Source organism: Oerskovia merdavium, assembly GCF_014836755.1.
In the GTDB taxonomy this organism is placed as follows: domain Bacteria; phylum Actinomycetota; class Actinomycetes; order Actinomycetales; family Cellulomonadaceae; genus Oerskovia; species Oerskovia merdavium.
This window is the reverse complement of the sequence record NZ_JACSQF010000027.1, coordinates 29,591-47,821: the sequence shown is the minus strand read 5'-3', so window position 1 is coordinate 47,821 and position 18,231 is coordinate 29,591. Positions and strand designations below refer to the sequence as shown.

The window sequence follows — 18,231 nt, the reverse complement described above, 5'->3', positions numbered from 1 at the left end:
GAGACGGGGTGGGAGAGTAGGTCGCCGCCGGACAACCATTCACCAAAGGCCCACCCCACACGGGGTGGGCCTTTGGCGTGCCTGTGACCTACCGGGCAAGACCCCACGACCCAGCTCGTGGGATGATGAACGTCAGTGCATATCGAAGGGACACCGCTGTGAACGACAGCCCAGAACGTCACGCCGACGACCGCGACCGTAGGTCTTCCGGGGCAGGGCGGTCCGGCGACACCGGTCGTTCCTCCGGCTACCAGGGCCGGGGTCAGGGAGCACCTCGTCGCGAGAGCTCGGGCGGCAAGCCTCCCCGTGCCGGCGGCGACCGCCGGCCAGACTCGGGTGAGCGTCGCTCGTATGGCGACCGTCCGCAGTCGGGTGGTGGCTCCTACGGTGGTGGTGAGCGCCGCTCCTACGGTGACCGTCCCCAGTCCGGTGGTGGCTCCTACGGTGGTGGCGAGCGCCGCTCCTATGGCGACCGCCCCCAGTCTTCCGGCTCTGGTGAGCGCCGTTCCTATGGTGACCGCCCCCAGTCTTCCGGCTCTGGTGAGCGCCGTTCCTATGGTGACCGTCCCCAGTCTTCCGGCTCTGGTGAGCGTCGCTCCTACGGTGACCGTCCCCAGTCGGGTGGTGGCTCCTACGGTGGTGGTGAGCGCCGCTCCTATGGTGACCGTCCCCAGTCTTCCGGCTCTGGTGAGCGCCGCTCCTACGGTGACCGTCCCCAGTCGGGTGGTGGCTCCTACGGTGGTGGTGAGCGCCGCTCCTATGGCGACCGCCCCCAGTCTTCCGGCTCTGGCGAGCGCCGCTCCTACGGTGACCGTCCCCAGTCGGGTGGTGGCTCCTACGGTGGTGGTGAGCGTCGCTCTTACGGCGACCGTCCGCAGTCCGGTGGCGGCGAGCGCCGTTCTTACGGCGACCGTCCCCAGTCGGGTGGTGGCTCCTACGGTGGTGGTGAGCGCCGCTCCTACGGTGACCGCCCCCAGTCCGGTGGCGGCGAGCGCAAGAGCTACGGTGACCGTCCCCAGTCCTCGGGCTCGGGTGAGCGCCGTTCCTATGGTGACCGCCCGCAGTCTTCCGGCTCGGGTGAGCGCCGTTCCTATGGTGACCGCCCCCAGTCGGGTGGTGGCTCCTACGGTGGTGGCGAGCGCCGCTCCTATGGTGACCGTCCCCAGTCTTCGGGCTCTGCTGAGCGTCGCTCTTACGGCGACCGCCCGCAGTCCGGTGGTGGCGAGCGTAAGAGCTACGGTGACCGCCCGCAGTCCGGTGGTGGCGAGCGTAAGAGCTACGGTGACCGTCCCCAGTCCGGTGGTGGCGAGCGTAAGAGCTACGGTGACCGCCCGCAGTCCGGTGGTGGCGAGCGCAAGAGCTATGGCGACCGTCCTCAGTCCGGTGGTGGCGAGCGCAAGAGCTATGGCGACCGTCCTCAGCGTTCGGCCGATCAGGGAGAGCGTCAGTCGCGTCCTCCGCAGGACCAGCGTCACGCGGGCCCGGAGATCGACGAAGCGGTGCAGTTCTCGGACCTCGACCGTGACGTGCGGGGCCGCCTGCGCACCCTGAGCAAGGAGAACGCGACGGTCGTCGGACGCCACCTGGTCATGGCCGGGAAGCTGATCGACACGGACCCCGAGCTCGCCTACGAGCACGCTCAGGCTGCCGTCCGCCGAGCAGGCCGCGTCGACGTGGTCCGTGAGGCCGCCGGCCTGACGGCCTACCAGACGGGCCGGTACGCCGAGGCGCTGCGTGAGCTGCGCACCGTTCGCCGCCTCAACGGTTCCTCGGAGCACCTCCCGATCATGGCCGACTGCGAGCGTGGGCTCGAGCGCCCCGAGCGCGCCCTGGCCCTTGCTGCATCGGAGGAGGCGAGCACGCTCGACGCGCACGGCCGCACCGAGCTCGCGCTCGTCGTGAGCGGCGCACGTGCCGACCTCGGTGAGTTCGAGGCTGCACTGGCCGTCCTCGACCAGATCCCCGCTGCCGAGGCGCAGGGAGACCTCGCACTGCGAGTCCTCCAGGCCCGCGCCAGCGTCCTCGAGGCCGCAGGTCGTCTCGACGAGGCCGCCGCGATCCTCGCGGACGTCGACCCCCGCGCACTCGCCGCGGCACTCGGCACGTCGCTCGACGACGAGGTCGTCGTGTACGACCTGACCGAGGACGCCGTCGAGCTCGACGAGGACGAGACCGAAGAGGACTCTGACGAGGCCGATGCCGCGCCGTCCGACGAGGACGAGACCGACGGGTCGGACTCCGACGCCCCCGACACCGAGGCCGCGCCCACGGACGAGACGGACGCTGCGGCGTCGGGCACGGAGAACGACGAGGAGACCAAGTGAGCCTGGGGCTGATCGCGAGCGACATCCCGCTCGCAGAACGCTACGACCTGGCCCTCGTCGACCTCGACGGCGTCGCCTACCGTGGGCACGAGCCCATCCCGAACGCCGCTACCGGCCTCGGGGGGGCCCGTGCCGCGGGCATGCGCCTCGTCTTCGTGACGAACAACGCGTCGCGCGAGCCGCAGTCGGTCGCCTCGCAGCTCACCGAGCTGGACATCCCCACGTCCTCGGACGAGGTGATGACGGCCGCCCAGGCCGCCGCAGCGCTCCTGCGGACCCGGCTGGAGCCTGGGGCTCGCGTCCTGGTCGTCGGCGGGGCGGGACTCTTCACGGCCGTGCACGACGCGGGCTTCGTGATCGTCGAGAGCGCGGACGAGGAGCCCGTCGCGGTCGCGCAGGGCTTCGCGCCCGAGCTCGGCTGGGCGCAGCTCGCCGAGGCTGCGTACGCGATCCAGCGAGGAGCCTGGCACGTCGCGAGCAACCTCGACCTGTCGCTCCCCACGGCGCGTGGCTTCGCGCCCGGCAACGGTTCGCTCGTGCGTGCCGTGCAGGCCGCCACGGGTGTCGAGCCGTCGAGCGCGGGCAAGCCCTCGCCGACGATGTACCACCTCGCGGTCGAGCGGGCAGGGGCCTCGTCGCCTCTCGTCGTCGGTGACCGTCTGGACACCGACCTCGCCGGCGCACGCTCGGGTGGGTACCCGGGCCTGCACGTCCTGACCGGCGTCAACGGGGGCCGCGACGCGGTCCTCGCCGAGCCCGGACTGCGCCCGCACTACATCGGTGCCGACCTCCTGAGCCTCCTGGTGCCCCACGAGGCGCCGGTCCAGGCCGCCGAGGGTTGGTGGACGTGCGGGGAGTCCGCCGCGCGAGCGACCGAGGGTGTGCTCGAACTGTCCGGACCTCAGGGCGTCGACCTGATCCGTGCCGCGTGCGGCGCGGCATGGGCGACGGTCGACGCGGGGGGATCGGTGGATGCCGACAGCGTGCCCGATCTCGCTGTCGGTAACGCCTGAGATCCTGTCCTGACCGGTAGCGTTGCACCGGTGCGGTGACCGCGCGGCTCTCAGCCGCGCACCACGGCACCGGTGCGACGCACCCGACCCCTGGACACGGACTGGAGGAACACGCATGGCGCAGGACACCGTCGACGACGGCGCTCCCACCCCGACCCCCGTCCCCACCCCCGGAGACGTGCGGACCGGCGTGACGGCGTCGGGCGGCGAACCCACCGACGACGCGGTCACCGCGGCCCTCGGCCGGCTCGACGAGCTGACCGACGCTCCCCTCGAGCACCACGTCACCGTCTTCGACGCGATCCACGAGGCCCTGCAGGTCCGCCTCGCGGACGCGGAGGACTGAGCGTGAGCGCACGCGTGGACGCCGAGCTCGTCCGCCGGGGCCTCGCCCGCTCACGCGGGCGCGCCGCCGAGCTGATCGGCGCAGGGCGCGTCAGCCTCGACGGACGCGTCGTGGCCAAGGCCTCCCTGCCCGTGCGACCCGACCAGGAGATCCACGTCGACCCCGACCCGGCCGACCAGGGGTACGCGTCCCGCGCCGCGTTCAAGCTGGCCGGCGCGCTCGACGCCGTCCGGGCACGCACACCCGAGCTGGCTCCACGCATCGAGGGTGCCCTGGGGCTCGACCTCGGGGCCTCGACCGGCGGGTTCACCGACGTCCTGCTGCGCCGTGGGGCGCGCGGAGTCGTGGCCGTCGACGTCGGGCACGACCAGCTCGTCCCCTCGCTGCGGGACGACCCGCGCGTCACGGTCCGCGAGGGCTTCAACGTGCGCGACCTGACCCGGGACGACCTCGACGTGACGCCCGACGTCGTCGTCGCGGACCTGTCCTTCATCTCGTTGCGACTCGTGCTGCCTCCCGTGGCCGCGGTCGTCGGCCCCGGCACCGACCTGCTCCTCATGGTCAAGCCGCAGTTCGAGGTCGGCCGCGACCGCCTGGGCACCGGGGGAGTGGTCCGCGACCCGGCGCTGCACGCGCGCGCCGTGCTCGACGTCGCGCTCGACGCCGCCCGCCTGGGCCTGCGCCCGCTCGGCGTGATCCCGAGCCCGCTGCCCGGCCCCAGCGGCAATCGCGAGTTCTTCCTGTGGCTGCGCCCCGAACCGCAAGCAGGGGACCGGCCGAGGAGCACTCACCAGGACCTCCGCCCCGCCGGGCTCGAGAGCGCGATCGAACGTGCCGTCCGCTCGCCGCTCGGCGAGCAGCCCCTCGTCGCGCTGGTCGATGAACCTGCCGGCGAACCGGAGGGCGCCCGGTCCGTCGACCTGACAGACTCGCTCGCAGTGCCCGACGACCAGGCTGCGCCGCGCGACCACGCAGGACGGCACGACCAGGCACCGTCGCGCGTCGGCGAGACCGACCACCTGGGCCGTGCCGTCGGCACGGACCCGCACCGATCGACCGGAGGAGCCCTGTGACCAGGAGAGTGCTGATCGTCACGCACGGTGGACGACCCGAGGCGGTCGTCGCGCTGCACGAGGCGGTCAAGGAGCTCCAGGACGCGGGCTTCGAGGTCGGGCTGCACGACGACGACCTCGCCGAGACGTTCGGCGACCACATGGCCCAGCTCCGCACGCGCGAGGGCGTCGCCGAGTCCGAGGTCGTCATGGTCCTGGGCGGTGACGGCACCATCCTGCGAGCGGCCGAGCTCACGCACGGCACGGGCGTCCCGCTGCTCGGCGTGAACCTCGGGCACGTCGGCTTCCTCGCCGAGGCCGAGCGCGAGGGCCTGCACGCCGCCGTCCAGCGCCTGGCCGCGCACGACTACGTGGTCGAGGAGCGCGGTGTCCTCGAGGTCCGGGTCGCGCTCCCCGGCGAGGACGAGCCGCGCGTCGGCTGGGCCCTCAACGAGGCCACGGTCGAGAAGGCGTCCCGCGAACGCATGATCGAGGTCGCGATCGGGGTCGACGGTCGTCCGCTGTCCTCGTTCGGCTGCGACGGCGTCGTCATGTCCACCGCGACCGGGTCCACGGCGCACGCGTTCTCGGCCGGTGGCCCCATCGTGTGGCCCGACGTCGACGCCATGCTGCTCGTGCCCCTCGCGGCGCACGCGCTGTTCGCCCGCCCGCTCGTCGTGGGTCCCTCGTCGACGTTCGCGCTCGAGCTGCTGCAACGCTCCGCGGGCCCGGGGGTCCTCACGTGCGACGGACGCCGGCGCATCGACCTGCCCGCGGGCTCGCGCGTCGAGGTCCGGCGCGGCGACTCGCCGATCCGGCTCGCCCGCCTGAGCACGGCGCCGTTCACCGACCGGCTCGTCTCCAAGTTCTCCCTGCCGGTCGTCGGGTGGCGAGGACGCGTGGCCGAGGACGCGGCCGAGGCGGCCCGCGTCGCACGCCAGGCGGCGACCGCCGCCGTGGACGCCGCGAAGCGACCCGACGGCGGACGCCCGACCACACCCGACCCGAAGGGGGAGTGACCGTGCTCGAGGAGATCTCGATCGAGAACCTGGGCGTGATCCGTTCCGCCCGCGTCCCCCTGCACCCTGGGCTGACCGTGATCACGGGTGAGACGGGCGCAGGCAAGACGATGGTCCTGACCGGCCTCGGCCTCCTCATGGGCGGCAAGGCCGACCCGTCGACCGTCCGCCCCGGCGCGACCGGTGCCGTGGTCGAGGGGCGCCTGCGCGTGAGCGGGCGCGACGCCGTCGGGCAGCGGATCGACGAGGCCGGCGGCAGCGTCGACGACGACGGGACCGTCGTGGTCCTGCGCACCGTCGCGGCCGAGGGCCGCTCGCGGGCGCACCTGGGCGGCCGCAGCGTGCCCCAGGGCGTGCTCGCGGAGATCGCCGACGACCTCGTGACCGTCCACGGGCAGGCCGACCAGCTGCGCCTGCGGACCCCGAGCCACCAGCGTGCGGCCCTCGACGCGTTCGCGGGCCACGCGCACGCCGCGCTCCTCGACGAGTACCGCGCCGCGTGGACCGAGCGCAGCGGGCTCCTGGAGGAGATCGCCGACCTGACCACGCGCGCCCAGGAGCGCGCGCGCGAGTCCGAGCTGCTGCGCTTCGGGCTCGCCGAGATCGAGCGCGTCGACCCCCAGCCGGGCGAGGACGCCGACCTCACCGCGCTCGTCGCCCGCCTCGGCAACGCCGAGGAGCTGCGTCTCGGGGCGCAGGCCGCGCACGACGCGATCGTCAGCGACGACGCGCTCGAGGGGGGCGACGGCCCGGGGGACGCGAGCGCCGCCGGCGAGCGCGCACGCCGCGCGCTCGAGGCCGCGAGCCAGCTCGACCCGAGCCTCGCCGGGCTCGTCGAGAGGATCGCCGGGGTCGGGTATGCCCTCGCGGACATCGCGACCGAGGTCTCGGGCTACGTCGAGGACCTCCAGGCGGACCCCGGAGGTCTCGAGCAGGCGCACACGCGCCTGGCCGCGCTGAGCGCCCTGACCCGGAACTACGGCGAGACGATCGACGACGTCCTGGCCTGGGCCAGCGACGCCGGGCTGCGCCTGCTGGACCTCGACGACGGCGGTGAGCGCCTGCGCTCGATGACCGAGCGCGCCGACGAGCTCACTGCCCTGCTGTCCGCGCTGGGCGCGCGCATCACCGCGTCGCGCACCGCGTCGAGCGCGCGGCTCGCGCACGCCGTGACCGAGGAGCTCGCCGGCCTGGCCATGAGCGGCTCGCGGCTCGAGGTCGACGTGACGCCCGCCGACGAGCCCGGCCCGTGGGGCGCCGACGTCGTGACGCTCTCGCTCGTCCCGCACCCGGGCTCGCCGCCGCGCCCGCTCGGCAAGGGGGCCTCGGGCGGTGAGCTCTCACGCGTCATGCTCGCGATCGAGGTCGCGCTCGCCACGTCGGGTGCCGACGCAGGGACCGACGCTGCCGCGCCGCTCCCCACCTTCGTCTTCGACGAGGTCGACGCGGGGGTCGGCGGGCGCGCCGCGGTCGAGGTCGGTCGACGGCTCGCCTCGCTCGCGCGGTCCGCGCAGGTGATCGTCGTGACGCACCTCGCGCAGGTGGCCGCGTTCGCCGACTCGCAGCTCGTCGTGACCAAGTCGCACGGCGGGGACGGAGCCGATCCCGTCACAGTCACGGGCGTGCACGAGGTCACGGGCGAGGAGCGCGTCCGCGAGCTGGCGCGCATGCTCTCCGGCCAGGACGAGTCGGACGCCGCACGGCAGCACGCGCTCGAACTGCTCGAGTCCTCGGTCGTGGGACGATAGCCGCGATGAGAATCAGTCTGCGCAGATCCACGTCCGACGTGACGGAGCCGGGAACCAGCGGCCCCGCACGAGTCGATGCCCGCACCAAGGCGCTCACCAAGAGGCTCAAGCCCGGTGACGTCGCCGTCATCGACCACCTCGACATCGACCGCGTCGCGGCGGACGCCCTGGTCACCGCCAAGCCCCTCGCGGTGCTCAACGCGGCGAAGTCCATCTCGGGGCGCTACCCGAACCTCGGCCCGGAGATCCTCGTCGACGCCGGGATCATCCTCATCGACGACCTCGGCAGCGGCATCATGAGCATCTCCGACGGGCGCGAGCTGCGCCTCGAGGACGGCAAGGTGTTCGCGGGCGAGGACCTGCTCGCAGAGGGCGTCCGCCAGACCTCCGAGACCATCGCGGTCAGCCTCGAGGAGGCGCGCGCGGGGCTCTCCGAGGAGATCGAGCGCTTCGCCGAGAACACCATGGACTACATGCGGCGCGAGCGTGAGCTCCTGCTCGACGGCGTAGGCGTGCCCGACATCCGCACCGTGATCGAGGGCCGTCAGGTCCTGATCGTCGTGCGCGGCTACCACTACCGCGAGGACCTCGCGACGCTGCGCCCGTACATCAAGGAGTACCGTCCGATCCTGATCGGCGTGGACGGCGGCGCGGACGCCATCATCGACGCGGGCTGGAAGCCCGACATGATCGTGGGCGACATGGACTCCGTCTCGGACCGCGCGCTCGCGTGCGGTGCCGAGATCGTGGTGCACGCCTACCGCGACGGCAAGGCTCCCGGCCTCGAGCGCGTCCAGGCGCTCGGCGTCGAGCCCGTGGTCTTCCCGGCGACGGGCACGAGCGAGGACATCGCGATGCTCATGGCCGACGACAAGGGGGCCGAGCTGATCGTCGCGGTCGGCACGCACGCGACGCTCGTCGAGTTCCTCGACAAGGGCCGTTCGGGCATGGCCAGCACGTTCCTCACGCGCCTGCGCGTGGGCGGCAAGCTCGTCGACGCCAAGGGCGTCTCACGTCTGTACCAGCACCGGATCTCCAACCTGCAGCTGACCCTGCTCTCGCTCGCCGGGCTCTTCGCCGTGATCATGGCGATGTGGTCCACGGCCGCAGGGCAGACGGTCTTCGGCATCATCGGTGCCCGCTTCGACGACTTCACCTCGTGGATCGGCGCACTGTTCGGGGGCGCATGAGCCCCGGACCGTACGCACCCACCACCTCCCTGACGCGCGCCGCCCGCACGTCGCCCCGCACGGACACGAAGGACGCAACAGCACAGTGATCGACTTCAGGTACCACATCGTCTCGTTGATCTCGGTCTTCCTGGCGCTGGCGGTCGGGATCATCCTGGGCGCCGGACCGCTGCAGGGCGCGATCGGCGACCAGCTGACCGGGCAGGTCGAGCAGCTGCGCCTCGAGCGCAACGAGCTGCGCGACCAGCTCGACGCGACGAACCTCAAGGTCGCCGACGACCAGGAGTTCATCGTGGCCTCGGGCCCGCAGCTCGTCGCGGGCACCCTCCAGGACCGGCGCGTCGCCGTGGTGGACCTCGGCGACGTCGCCGACGAGCGCTACGAGGCCGTGCAGGAGCAGCTCGAGGGCGCCGGTGCGAGCATCGTCGGTCACGTCCGGCTCGACGGTGCGTGGACCGACAAGAAGCAGGAGGACGCGCGCAAGGCGATGGCCACCGAGATCACCGACCTCGTGACGGGGGTCACGGAGTCCGGGACGGACGAGAAGCTGGCCGCGGGGCTCGCGACGTCCCTCACGGCCAAGCAGCTCGCGGCCCCCGAGGAGCGCACCCCCGAGGCGGTCCAGATCGAGCTCAAGCTCGCGCAGGCAGAGCTCATCGAGGTCGTGCAGCAGCAGGACGTCCCTGCGGACGTCGTCCTGCTCCTCGCGCCCGAGGGCAAGGTCGCCCCGACGACCGGCACGACCACCGGGACCGCGGACGAGGAGGCCGACACCTACGCGGTCTCGATCGAGGTCCTGCTCGCGCAGGCCGCCCAGGCGCGCTCCGAGGGGTCGCTCGTCGCAGGCTCGACGCCCGTGCCGGGCGACCTGATCTCGACCATCACGGCCGACGCGGACCTCGCGGCCGTCCTGTCGACCGTGAGCGGCATCGAGGCCCCGGCCGGCCAGATCTCCGTCCCGCTCGCCCTCGCTGCCCGCATCGGTGACAAGGTGGGGCAGTTCGGGTTCGAGGACGGCGCGGCCGCCGTCATCCCGCCGTCCGTGCAGCTCCCCCCGGTCGACCGCACGCCCGCAGGAGCGCCCGACACGCCGCTCGGCACCGAGGGCACGGACGGGACCGACGGCGCCGGCACCACCGGCGAGACGGCCGAGGGCTGATCGATGGGCACCTTCCTCCGCGCCCTCGGCGCAGGCGTCGTGTCGGCCGTCGTGACCGGTGGGGCACGCAGCGTGCTCGACACGGTCTCGCCCGGCGGGCCCGAGCGGTGGACGCGCACGAACCACCGGGGCGAACCCATCAGCCTGCTCGAGGGGCCGGCGGTGGCCGCAGGCCTCGTCGCGGGAGCGCTCGTCGCGGGACCCGACGCCCGCACCGGGACGGCGACCGCGCTCGCGACCGCCGGGGGCGGAGCGTTCGGTCTGGTGGACGATCTCGCGGAGGACACCTCGACGCGGACCAAGGGCATCAAGGGGCACGTCGGGGCACTCCTGAAGGGCCAGGTCACCACCGGTGGCCTCAAGGTCCTCGGGATCGGGACGACGTCCCTCGCCGCGGCCTTCGTCGGCACGCGCAGGACCGGGTCCACGCTCGGCTATCTGACCGACGTCGCGGTCAACGGCTCGATCGTGGCTCTGAGCGCCAACCTCTTCAACCTCCTCGACCTGCGTCCCGGGCGCGCGCTCAAGTCGGGGGCGGCGCTCGCGCTGCCTCTCGCGGTGACGCCCGTGGGGGCGACCTCGGGCGCGGTGCTCGGTGCTGCCGTCGCGGCCGCTCCCGGCGACCTGAGCGAGCGCGACATGCTCGGCGACGGGGGAGCCAACGCGCTGGGTGCGCTCGTGGGCACCCAGGTGGCGTTCGGGACGCCGCGCGCCGTGCGTCTCGTCGCGCTCGCCGGGGTCCTGGGACTCAACGTCGCGAGCGAGAAGGTCAGCTTCTCGAAGGTCATCGACGGCAACCCGTTGCTGCGCCGGTTCGACCAGTGGGGGCGGCGTCCTGCGGCTCCCGCCGCCCGCCCGACGCCGCCGGCCTCGTCCGCGGCGTCGCCCGCCGGCGAGCCGTCGTCCGGTCAGGACGCACCGGCTTGAGCGAGGACGTGACGCCGGGCCAGGACACCGCGCCCGCGCCACGCCCCGCGCGTGCTTCCCGGGTGCGTGCGGGGACGCAGACGCTCGCGGGCGCGGCCCTCATGATCACGGCCGTGACGATCGCGAGCCGGCTCGTGGGCTTCGCCCGCTCGCTCGTCATGGCGTGGGCGGTCGGCACTCCCGGTGTGGGCGCGGCCTACACGTCGGCCAACGTCCTGCCCAACGTCCTGTTCGAGGTCGCGGCCGGCGGCGCGCTCGCGGGCGCGGTGGTGCCTCTGCTGGCGGGCCCCATCGCGCGAGGCGCCCGGGTCGACGTGTCGAAGATCGCGTCGGCGCTGCTGGGGTGGACCCTCCTGGTCCTCGTGCCGCTCGGCGCGCTGCTCGCGGCGCTCGCCTACCCGATCGCTCACGTCCTGATGGCTGCCAAGCACCCTGACCTGATCGATGTCACGGCGCTGTTCGTGCGCGTCTTCGCGCTGCAGATCCCCCTGTACGGGGTCGCGGTGATCCTCGGGGGGATCCTCCAGGCGCACAAGCGCTTCTTCTGGCAGGCCTTCGCGCCGCTCGTCTCGAGCGTCGTGGTCATCGTGGTGTACCTGGTGTTCGCGGGCATGGCGGACGGGAACCAGGCGGACGTCGCGGCACTGTCCACGGACGCGATCGCGTGGCTGGGCTGGGGGACGACGCTCGGGGTCGCGGCCCTGGCGCTGCCTCTGGTCGTCCCCGTCGCCCGTACCGGGACGCGGCTGCGCCCGACCCTGCGCTTCCCCGGGGGAGAGGGCGTCCGTGCCCGCAACCTGGCGTTCGCCGGGGTGGGGGCGCTCGTCGCGCAGCAGGTGTCGGTGCTCGCGGCGATGTACGCAGCCACCAACTTCGGTCCTGAGGAGACGTTCCCGACGTACTTCTACGCGCAGCAGGTCTACCTGCTGCCGTACGCGGTGCTCGCGTTCCCGCTCGCCACGAGCGCGTTCCCCCGCTTGGCCGAGCACGTGGCCCAGGGGAGCCACGAGCTCTTCGAGAGGTTGCTGTCGTCGACGACGCGGACCATCCTCCTCGTCTCGGGCGTGGGGGTGGCCGCGCTCGTCGCGGCCTCGGCCGCGGTCGAGGCGGTCTTCGCCGTCGTCACCGACGGGTCCGTCGAGGGACTGGGAGCGGCCACCGCCGCGATGGCACCGGGCATCGTGGGCTTCGCCCTGATCCTGCACCTGTCGCGCGCGCTCTACGTCCTGGACCGTCAGCGCGCGGCCGTCGTGGCGACGGCGACCGGCTGGGTGGTCGTCGCAGCGCTGGCCGTCGTGGGCCCGGCGACGCTCGGTGACGGCGAGCAGGTGCGTGTGCTGGCACTCCTGGGCGTGGCGACCGCGGTGGGCATGAGCGTCGCGGGCCTCCTGCTCCTGCTCGCGGTGCGCCGCCACGCCGGCCCCGAGGCGGTGCGCGGCGTGCCGCGCACGCTGGCCGTGCTGGTCGTGGGTGTGGCGCTCGGCGGCGCGGCAGGGCGGGGGCTCAGCGCGGTCCTCCTGCCCGACGACGCGCACGTCGCCGTGGCGCTCGCCGTGGGCGTCGGGGCCGCGCTGGTCGCGGCCGTGCTCGTCGTGGGGCTTTCGTTGGTCGCGGACAGGTCGTCGGTCGTCGGGCTGGCGCGCCGCGGCCGGGGGAGTGCGCCGAAGGTCGCGGGCCCGAGCTAGGACGTGGGGAGCGCCGCGGGCATCTGACGCGCAGACTGGTGGACGAGCACCCGACTGAGAGTCATCCCACGCTGGATCCGGCGCGCCCCCGACGAGTCGCTGATAGCATGGAGTTCCGTGGCAGATCACCTGAACAGACCCCTCGCCGTCAACGGCGGCCGCTCGGACCACAGCACCCGGCACATCTTCGTGACCGGCGGCGTGGCCTCCTCTCTCGGTAAGGGGCTGACGGCTTCGAGCCTGGGTCGCTTGCTCCGATCCCGTGGCCTGCGCGTCACGATGCAGAAGCTCGACCCCTACCTCAACGTCGACCCCGGCACCATGAACCCGTTCCAGCACGGTGAGGTCTTCGTGACCGAGGACGGCGCCGAGACGGACCTCGACATCGGGCACTACGAGCGCTTCCTCGACGTGGAGCTCCCGGCCTCGTCCAACGTGACGACCGGCCAGGTCTACTCGCAGGTCATCGCCAAGGAGCGCCGCGGCGAGTACCTGGGCGACACGGTGCAGGTCATCCCGCACATCACCGACGAGATCAAGTCGCGCATGCGCGCCCAGGCGGGCGAGGGCGTCGACGTGATCATCACGGAGATCGGCGGCACGGTCGGCGACATCGAGTCCCAGCCCTTCCTCGAGGCGGCCCGTCAGGTCCGCCACGAGCTGGGCCGCGACGACGTCTTCTTCCTGCACGTCTCGCTCGTGCCGTACATCGGCCCCTCGGGCGAGCTCAAGACCAAGCCCACGCAGCACTCGGTCGCGGCCCTGCGCTCGATCGGTATCCAGCCGGACGCGATCGTCCTGCGCGCGGACCGCGTGGTCCCGGAGCCCGTCAAGCGCAAGATCGCGCTCATGTGCGACGTGGACAACGAGGCCGTGGTCAACGCGATCGACGCCCCGAGCATCTACGACATCCCGCGCGTGCTGCACTCCGAGGGCCTCGACGCGTACGTCGTGCGCCGTCTGGGTCTCGCGTTCCGCGACGTGGACTGGGACGGGTGGTCGCAGCTCCTCGAGCGCGTCCACCAGCCCGAGCACCAGGTCGAGGTCGCGCTCGTCGGCAAGTACATCGACCTGCCGGACGCCTACCTGTCCGTGACCGAGGCCCTGCGTGCCGGCGGTTTCGCGAACGACGCCAAGGTCACCATCCGCTGGGTCCCGTCCGACGAGTGCCAGACGCCCGAGGGCGCCGAGGACGCGCTCGGCGGCGCCGACGCGATCCTGGTCCCGGGCGGGTTCGGAGTGCGCGGCATCGAGGGCAAGCTCGGCGCGCTGCGCTGGGCCCGCGAGAACCGGATCCCGACGCTCGGCATCTGCCTGGGCCTGCAGTCGATGGTCATCGAGTACGCGCGCAACGTGCTCGGCATCGAGGACGCGTCGTCGAGCGAGTTCGACCCGGAGAGCAAGAACCCGGTCATCGCCACGATGGAGGAGCAGCTCGCGATCGTCGACGGCGCGGGCGACCTGGGCGGCACCATGCGCCTGGGCTCGTACGAGGCCGCGCTGACGCCGGGCTCCGTGGTCGCCACGACCTACGGCGCGGAGTCGGTGACCGAGCGTCACCGCCACCGCTACGAGGTCAACAACGCCTACCGCGCGCAGCTCGAGGAGGCCGGCCTGGTCATCTCCGGCACCTCGCCCGACTCCTCGCTCGTCGAGTTCGTCGAGCTCCCCAAGGACGTGCACCCGTACTACGTGAGCACCCAGGCGCACCCCGAGTTCAAGAGCCGTCCGACGCGTGCCCACCCGCTGTTCGCGGGACTGGTCGCGGCGGCGCTCGAGGCCCGGACGGCCTGACGTGACGGTCCGCCCGCTCGCTGACGTCCCGGTCGCCCGGGACGTCAGCGAGGCGCGCGTCCTGCACGCGGGACGTATTTTCGACCTGCGCTCGGAGCAGGTCGACCTGGGTGAGGGCGGCGTGGTGACGCGTGAGTTCGTCGACCACCCCGGGGCCGTCGCGATCATCGCGCTCGACGAGGACGAGCGGGTCCTGCTGCTGCACCAGTACCGTCACCCGGTGCGGCGCGAGCTGTGGGAGCCGCCTGCAGGTCTGCTCGACGTGGACGGCGAGGACGCGCAGGCCGCGGCCGCGCGCGAGCTGCTCGAGGAAGCCGACCTGCGTGCCGCGCAATGGGACGTCCTCGTGGACTACTACACGACCCCGGGCGGCAGCAACGAGGCCCTGCGGGTGTTCCTCGCGCGTGACTTCTCCGAGGTGCCCGCGGCCGAGCGCCACGCGCGCGAGGCCGAGGAGCTCGGCATGGAGCTGCGCTGGGTCCCGCTCGACGAGGCGGTGTCCGCGGTCCTGGCCGGGGACCTGCACAACCCGTCGGCCGTCGTCGGGATCCTGGCGGCCGCTGCCGCGCGCGCGACCGGCTGGTCGTCGTTGCGCCCGGCGGACAGCCCGTGGCCCGAGCGTCGCGGGGGAGACCCCCGCGCCTGAGCCGCGCACCGCGGAACAGCACACGAGGGCCCGACGGCGTCACGCGCCGTCGGGCCCTCGTCGCACCCGGGCCCCGCGCAAGCCCGCGCACCCGCGGACCCGCGGACCGAAAGGTTTAGGTGCGTTGACCTCGTGCCGCGCCGGCCGCAGTGTCCAGGTGTGTCGCCCCGCATCACCGACGATGTGGGAGCGCTTCCATACTGCGAGGACGACGCCGTCCAGCGGACGAGCGCAGCCGACCCCGGCGCGACGTCACCCAGAGAGGTAGTCAGATGTCACGATCCCTCCGGCGGCACAGACGGGTGGCGGCCTCGATGGCCGGCGCCGCGCTGCTGTCGCTCCTCGCCCTGGCCGCGGTCCAGCCCGCAGGCGCAGCCCCCGCAGTCGAGCGGGCGCTCCGCGCGAGCACGACGGTCAGCACCGCGACGGTCACCCCGCGCGTCGCCGTGAGCTCCGAGTACGCCGAGCGGTTCCTCGAGATGTACGACGAGATCCACGACCCCGCCAAAGGGTACTTCAGCCCGCAGGGCATCCCGTACCACTCGGTCGAGACCCTCATCGTCGAGGCCCCCGACCACGGGCACGAGACCACGTCCGAGGCGTACAGCTTCTGGCTCTGGCTCGAGGCCGCCTACGGCCGGGCCACCGCGGACTGGACGAGCTTCAACGACGCCTGGGCGACGATGGAGACGTACATGATCCCGCAGCACGAGGACCAGCCGACCAACTCGTTCTACAACCCCCAGAGCCCCGCGACCTACGCCGCGGAGCACGACCACCCGAGCAAGTACCCGGCCGCACTGAACAGCGGGGTCCGGTCCGGCGTCGACCCGCTCGCGAACGAGCTCAAGGCGACGTACGGGACCTCGGACGTCTACGGCATGCACTGGCTCGCGGACGTCGACAACACCTACGGGTTCGGCGCGGCGCCCGGAGCGGGCTGCCTCCTGGGGCCCGACGCCGAGGGCACGTCGTACATCAACACGTTCCAGCGCGGGACGCAGGAGTCGGTCTGGGAGACGGTCCCGCAGCCGTCGTGCGAGGACTTCTCGTTCGGCGGGACCAACGGCTTCCTCGACCTGTTCACCGGGGACTCGAGCTACGCCAAGCAGTGGAAGTACACCAACGCGTCGGACGCCGACGCGCGCGCGGTCGAGGCCGCCTACTGGGCGCACACCTGGGCGACCGAGCAGGGACAGCCCGAGGCCGTGGCCGCGACCGTCGCCAAGGCCGCGAAGATGGGCGACTACCTGCGCTACGCGATGTTCGACAAGTACTTCAAGCAGCCGGGCTGCACCTCGCCCAGCTGCCCTGCCGGGACGGGCAAGAACTCGGCGCACTACCTGATGTCCTGGTACTACGCGTGGGGCGGGGCGCTCGATCCGGCGGCCGGGTGGGCCTGGCGCATCGGGTCGAGCCACGCGCACTTCGGCTACCAGAACCCGATGGCCGCGTGGGCGCTGTCCACCTCCCCGGCTCTCGCGCCGCAGGCGCCGACGGCCGGCGGCGACTGGTCCACGAGCCTCGAGCGTCAGCTCGAGTTCTACCAGTGGCTGCAGTCCGACGAGGGCGGGATCGCGGGCGGGGCGACCAACAGCTGGGGCGGCGCGTACGGCACGCCGCCCGCCGGTACGCCGACCTTCTACGGCATGGCCTACCAGGAGGCGCCCGTCTACAGCGACCCGCCCTCGAACCAGTGGTTCGGCATGCAGGTCTGGTCCATGGAGCGCGTCGCGCAACTCTACCACGAGTCCGGCGACGCGCAGGCCAAGGCGCTGCTCGACAAGTGGGTCCCGTGGGCGATCGCGAACACGCACGCCACGGGCGGTGCTGACTGGGCCGTGCCCTCGACCCTGCGGTGGACCGGCGCGCCCGACGCGTGGGACGCCGCGAACCCGGGCGACAACTCCGGCCTGCACGTCGAGGTGATCTCGCACGGTCAGGACGTCGGCGTCGCCGCAGCCCTGGCCGGGACGCTGATCCACTACGCCGCGGCCGCGCACGACGACGAGGCCCAGGCCGTCGCCAAGTCCCTGCTCGACTCGATCTGGGAGCACAACCGTGACGACAAGGGGGTCTCGGCCGTCGAGGTGCGGGAGGACTACAAGCGTTTCGACGACGTCCTGACCACCGCGACGGGCGACGGGGTCCACGTCCCCTCGGGCTGGCAGGGCACCATGCCCAACGGCGACGAGATCGAGCCCGGCGTGAGCTTCCTCGACCTGCGCAGCTTCTACCTCGACGACCCGGACTGGCCCAAGGTCCAGGCGTACCTCGACGGGGGCGAGGCGCCCGAGTTCCGCTACCACCGGTTCTGGGCGCAGTCAGCGGTCGCGGTGGCGCTCGCGAACTACGACCGCTTCTTCGGCGAGCCTGCCGGTGAGGACACCACGGCACCGACCGTCCCGACGGCGCTCGCCGTGGCGTCGACGACCTCGTCGAGCGCGACCCTCACGTGGACCTCGTCGACCGACGACGTGCGCGTCACGGGGTACGACGTCCTGCGCGACGGTGCCGTGGTCGGGACCGCGACCGGGACGATCTTCACCGACACGGGCCTGTCCCCGGCCACGGCGTACGTCTACACGGTCCGGGCGCGGGACGCGGCGGGCAACCTGTCCGCGCCGTCGAGCGCCGTGACGGCCACGACCCGGCCTCCCGCCGCCGACACGACCCCGCCCACCGTCCCCACGGGGCTGCGCGCCGGGACCGTGACGACGACGACCGTCCCGCTCACCTGGAACGCGTCGAGCGACGCGGTCGGCGTCACGGGGTACGACGTCTACCAGGGCGCGGTCAAGGTCGCGACGGTCACGGGCACGAGCCACACCGTCACGGGCCTGGTGCCCGCGACCGCGTACTCGTTCAGCGTCGCGGCCCGCGACGCCGCGGGGAACGTCTCGGCGCGCTCCGCGGCCATCTCGGCGACCACGGCGCCCGTGGCGACCGGGGCGTGCACGGCGACCTACCGGACGGTCGGCTCGTGGTCGGGAGGCTTCCAGGGCGAGGTCACCGTGACCGCGGGCAACGCCGCCGTCACGGGCTGGACCGTGCGGTGGGACCTCGCCCCGGCCACGGTCAGCCAGCTCTGGGGGGCCTCGCACAGCACGACCGGCACGGCCGTCACGGCGAGCAACCTGGCGTGGAACGGCAGCCTCGCGGCCGGCGGCTCGACGTCGTTCGGGTTCATCGGAACGGGGGCCCCGCCGGCGAGCGCACCGGTCACGTGCGCCGCGCCGTGACCTGACGGTCGGGGGTGGCGCTCGTCCCGGGCGTCACCCCAGGAGGCACGACGAGGGCCCCCCCGCGCGTAACCCCCTAGGGCCCA

General features: G+C 73.0%; 14 protein-coding genes. 13 read left to right on the top strand and 1 reads right to left on the bottom strand.

The window, feature by feature from the left end:
- The coding region (locus H9641_RS18705; protein WP_191805912.1) for a beta strand repeat-containing protein at positions 1 to 1,475 on the bottom strand (1,475 nt) is incomplete at its 3' end.
- 24 nt (positions 1,476 to 1,499) lie between these two features.
- Between H9641_RS18705 and H9641_RS18700 the strand changes: the two genes are divergently transcribed.
- The 13 genes from H9641_RS18700 to H9641_RS18640 all read left to right on the top strand — a co-directional run bounded on the left by H9641_RS18700 (position 1,500) and on the right by H9641_RS18640 (position 18,145).
- The gene (locus tag H9641_RS18700; protein WP_191805911.1) at positions 1,500 to 2,324 is read left to right on the top strand and encodes a tetratricopeptide repeat protein; all 825 of its coding nucleotides are present in this window, start codon (positions 1,500 to 1,502) and stop codon (positions 2,322 to 2,324) included.
- Positions 2,321 to 3,337, top strand: a complete 1,017-nt coding sequence (locus H9641_RS18695; protein WP_191805910.1) for an HAD-IIA family hydrolase — start codon at positions 2,321 to 2,323, stop codon at positions 3,335 to 3,337. The genes H9641_RS18700 and H9641_RS18695 overlap by 4 nt, the downstream gene beginning before the upstream one ends.
- Positions 3,338 to 3,452: 115 nt before the next feature.
- The gene (locus H9641_RS18690) at positions 3,453 to 3,683 is read left to right on the top strand and encodes a hypothetical protein (RefSeq protein ID WP_191805916.1); all 231 of its coding nucleotides are present in this window, start codon (positions 3,453 to 3,455) and stop codon (positions 3,681 to 3,683) included.
- 2 nt (positions 3,684 to 3,685) lie between these two features.
- Positions 3,686 to 4,756, top strand: a complete 1,071-nt coding sequence (locus H9641_RS18685; protein ID WP_318244691.1) for a TlyA family RNA methyltransferase — start codon at positions 3,686 to 3,688, stop codon at positions 4,754 to 4,756.
- Positions 4,753 to 5,754: an NAD kinase gene (locus tag H9641_RS18680; RefSeq protein ID WP_191805909.1), complete on the top strand. Its 1,002-nt coding sequence runs from the start codon at positions 4,753 to 4,755 to the stop codon at positions 5,752 to 5,754. The genes H9641_RS18685 and H9641_RS18680 overlap by 4 nt, the downstream gene beginning before the upstream one ends.
- A 2-nt stretch (positions 5,755 to 5,756) precedes the next feature.
- Complete coding sequence (recN, locus tag H9641_RS18675) at positions 5,757 to 7,502, top strand: DNA repair protein RecN (RefSeq protein ID WP_191805908.1); 1,746 nt, start codon at positions 5,757 to 5,759, stop codon at positions 7,500 to 7,502.
- A 5-nt stretch (positions 7,503 to 7,507) separates the two neighbouring features.
- Positions 7,508 to 8,692, top strand: coding sequence for a putative cytokinetic ring protein SteA (gene steA / locus H9641_RS18670; RefSeq protein WP_191805907.1), 1,185 nt, complete (start codon positions 7,508 to 7,510; stop codon positions 8,690 to 8,692).
- Positions 8,693 to 8,777: 85 nt separating this feature from the next.
- Positions 8,778 to 9,851 carry a copper transporter gene (locus tag H9641_RS18665; RefSeq protein ID WP_191805906.1) on the top strand — a complete coding sequence of 358 codons (1,074 nt, stop codon included), beginning with the start codon at positions 8,778 to 8,780 and terminating at the stop codon, positions 9,849 to 9,851.
- Positions 9,852 to 9,854: 3 nt separating this feature from the next.
- Positions 9,855 to 10,778, top strand: a complete 924-nt coding sequence (locus tag H9641_RS18660; protein WP_191805905.1) for a hypothetical protein — start codon at positions 9,855 to 9,857, stop codon at positions 10,776 to 10,778.
- Positions 10,775 to 12,463, top strand: a complete 1,689-nt coding sequence (murJ, locus tag H9641_RS18655; protein ID WP_225220709.1) for a murein biosynthesis integral membrane protein MurJ — start codon at positions 10,775 to 10,777, stop codon at positions 12,461 to 12,463. The genes H9641_RS18660 and murJ overlap by 4 nt, the downstream gene beginning before the upstream one ends.
- Before the next feature lie 117 nt (positions 12,464 to 12,580).
- Entirely contained in the window at positions 12,581 to 14,257 is a 1,677-nt protein-coding gene (locus tag H9641_RS18650) for a CTP synthase (RefSeq protein ID WP_318244690.1), read from the top strand.
- Position 14,258: 1 nt separating this feature from the next.
- Entirely contained in the window at positions 14,259 to 14,903 is a 645-nt protein-coding gene (locus H9641_RS18645) for an NUDIX domain-containing protein (protein WP_191805904.1), read from the top strand.
- Positions 14,904 to 15,175: 272 nt separating this feature from the next.
- The gene (locus H9641_RS18640; RefSeq protein WP_191805903.1) at positions 15,176 to 18,145 is read left to right on the top strand and encodes a glycoside hydrolase family 48 protein; all 2,970 of its coding nucleotides are present in this window, start codon (positions 15,176 to 15,178) and stop codon (positions 18,143 to 18,145) included.
- The last annotated feature ends 86 nt before the right edge of the window (positions 18,146 to 18,231 follow it).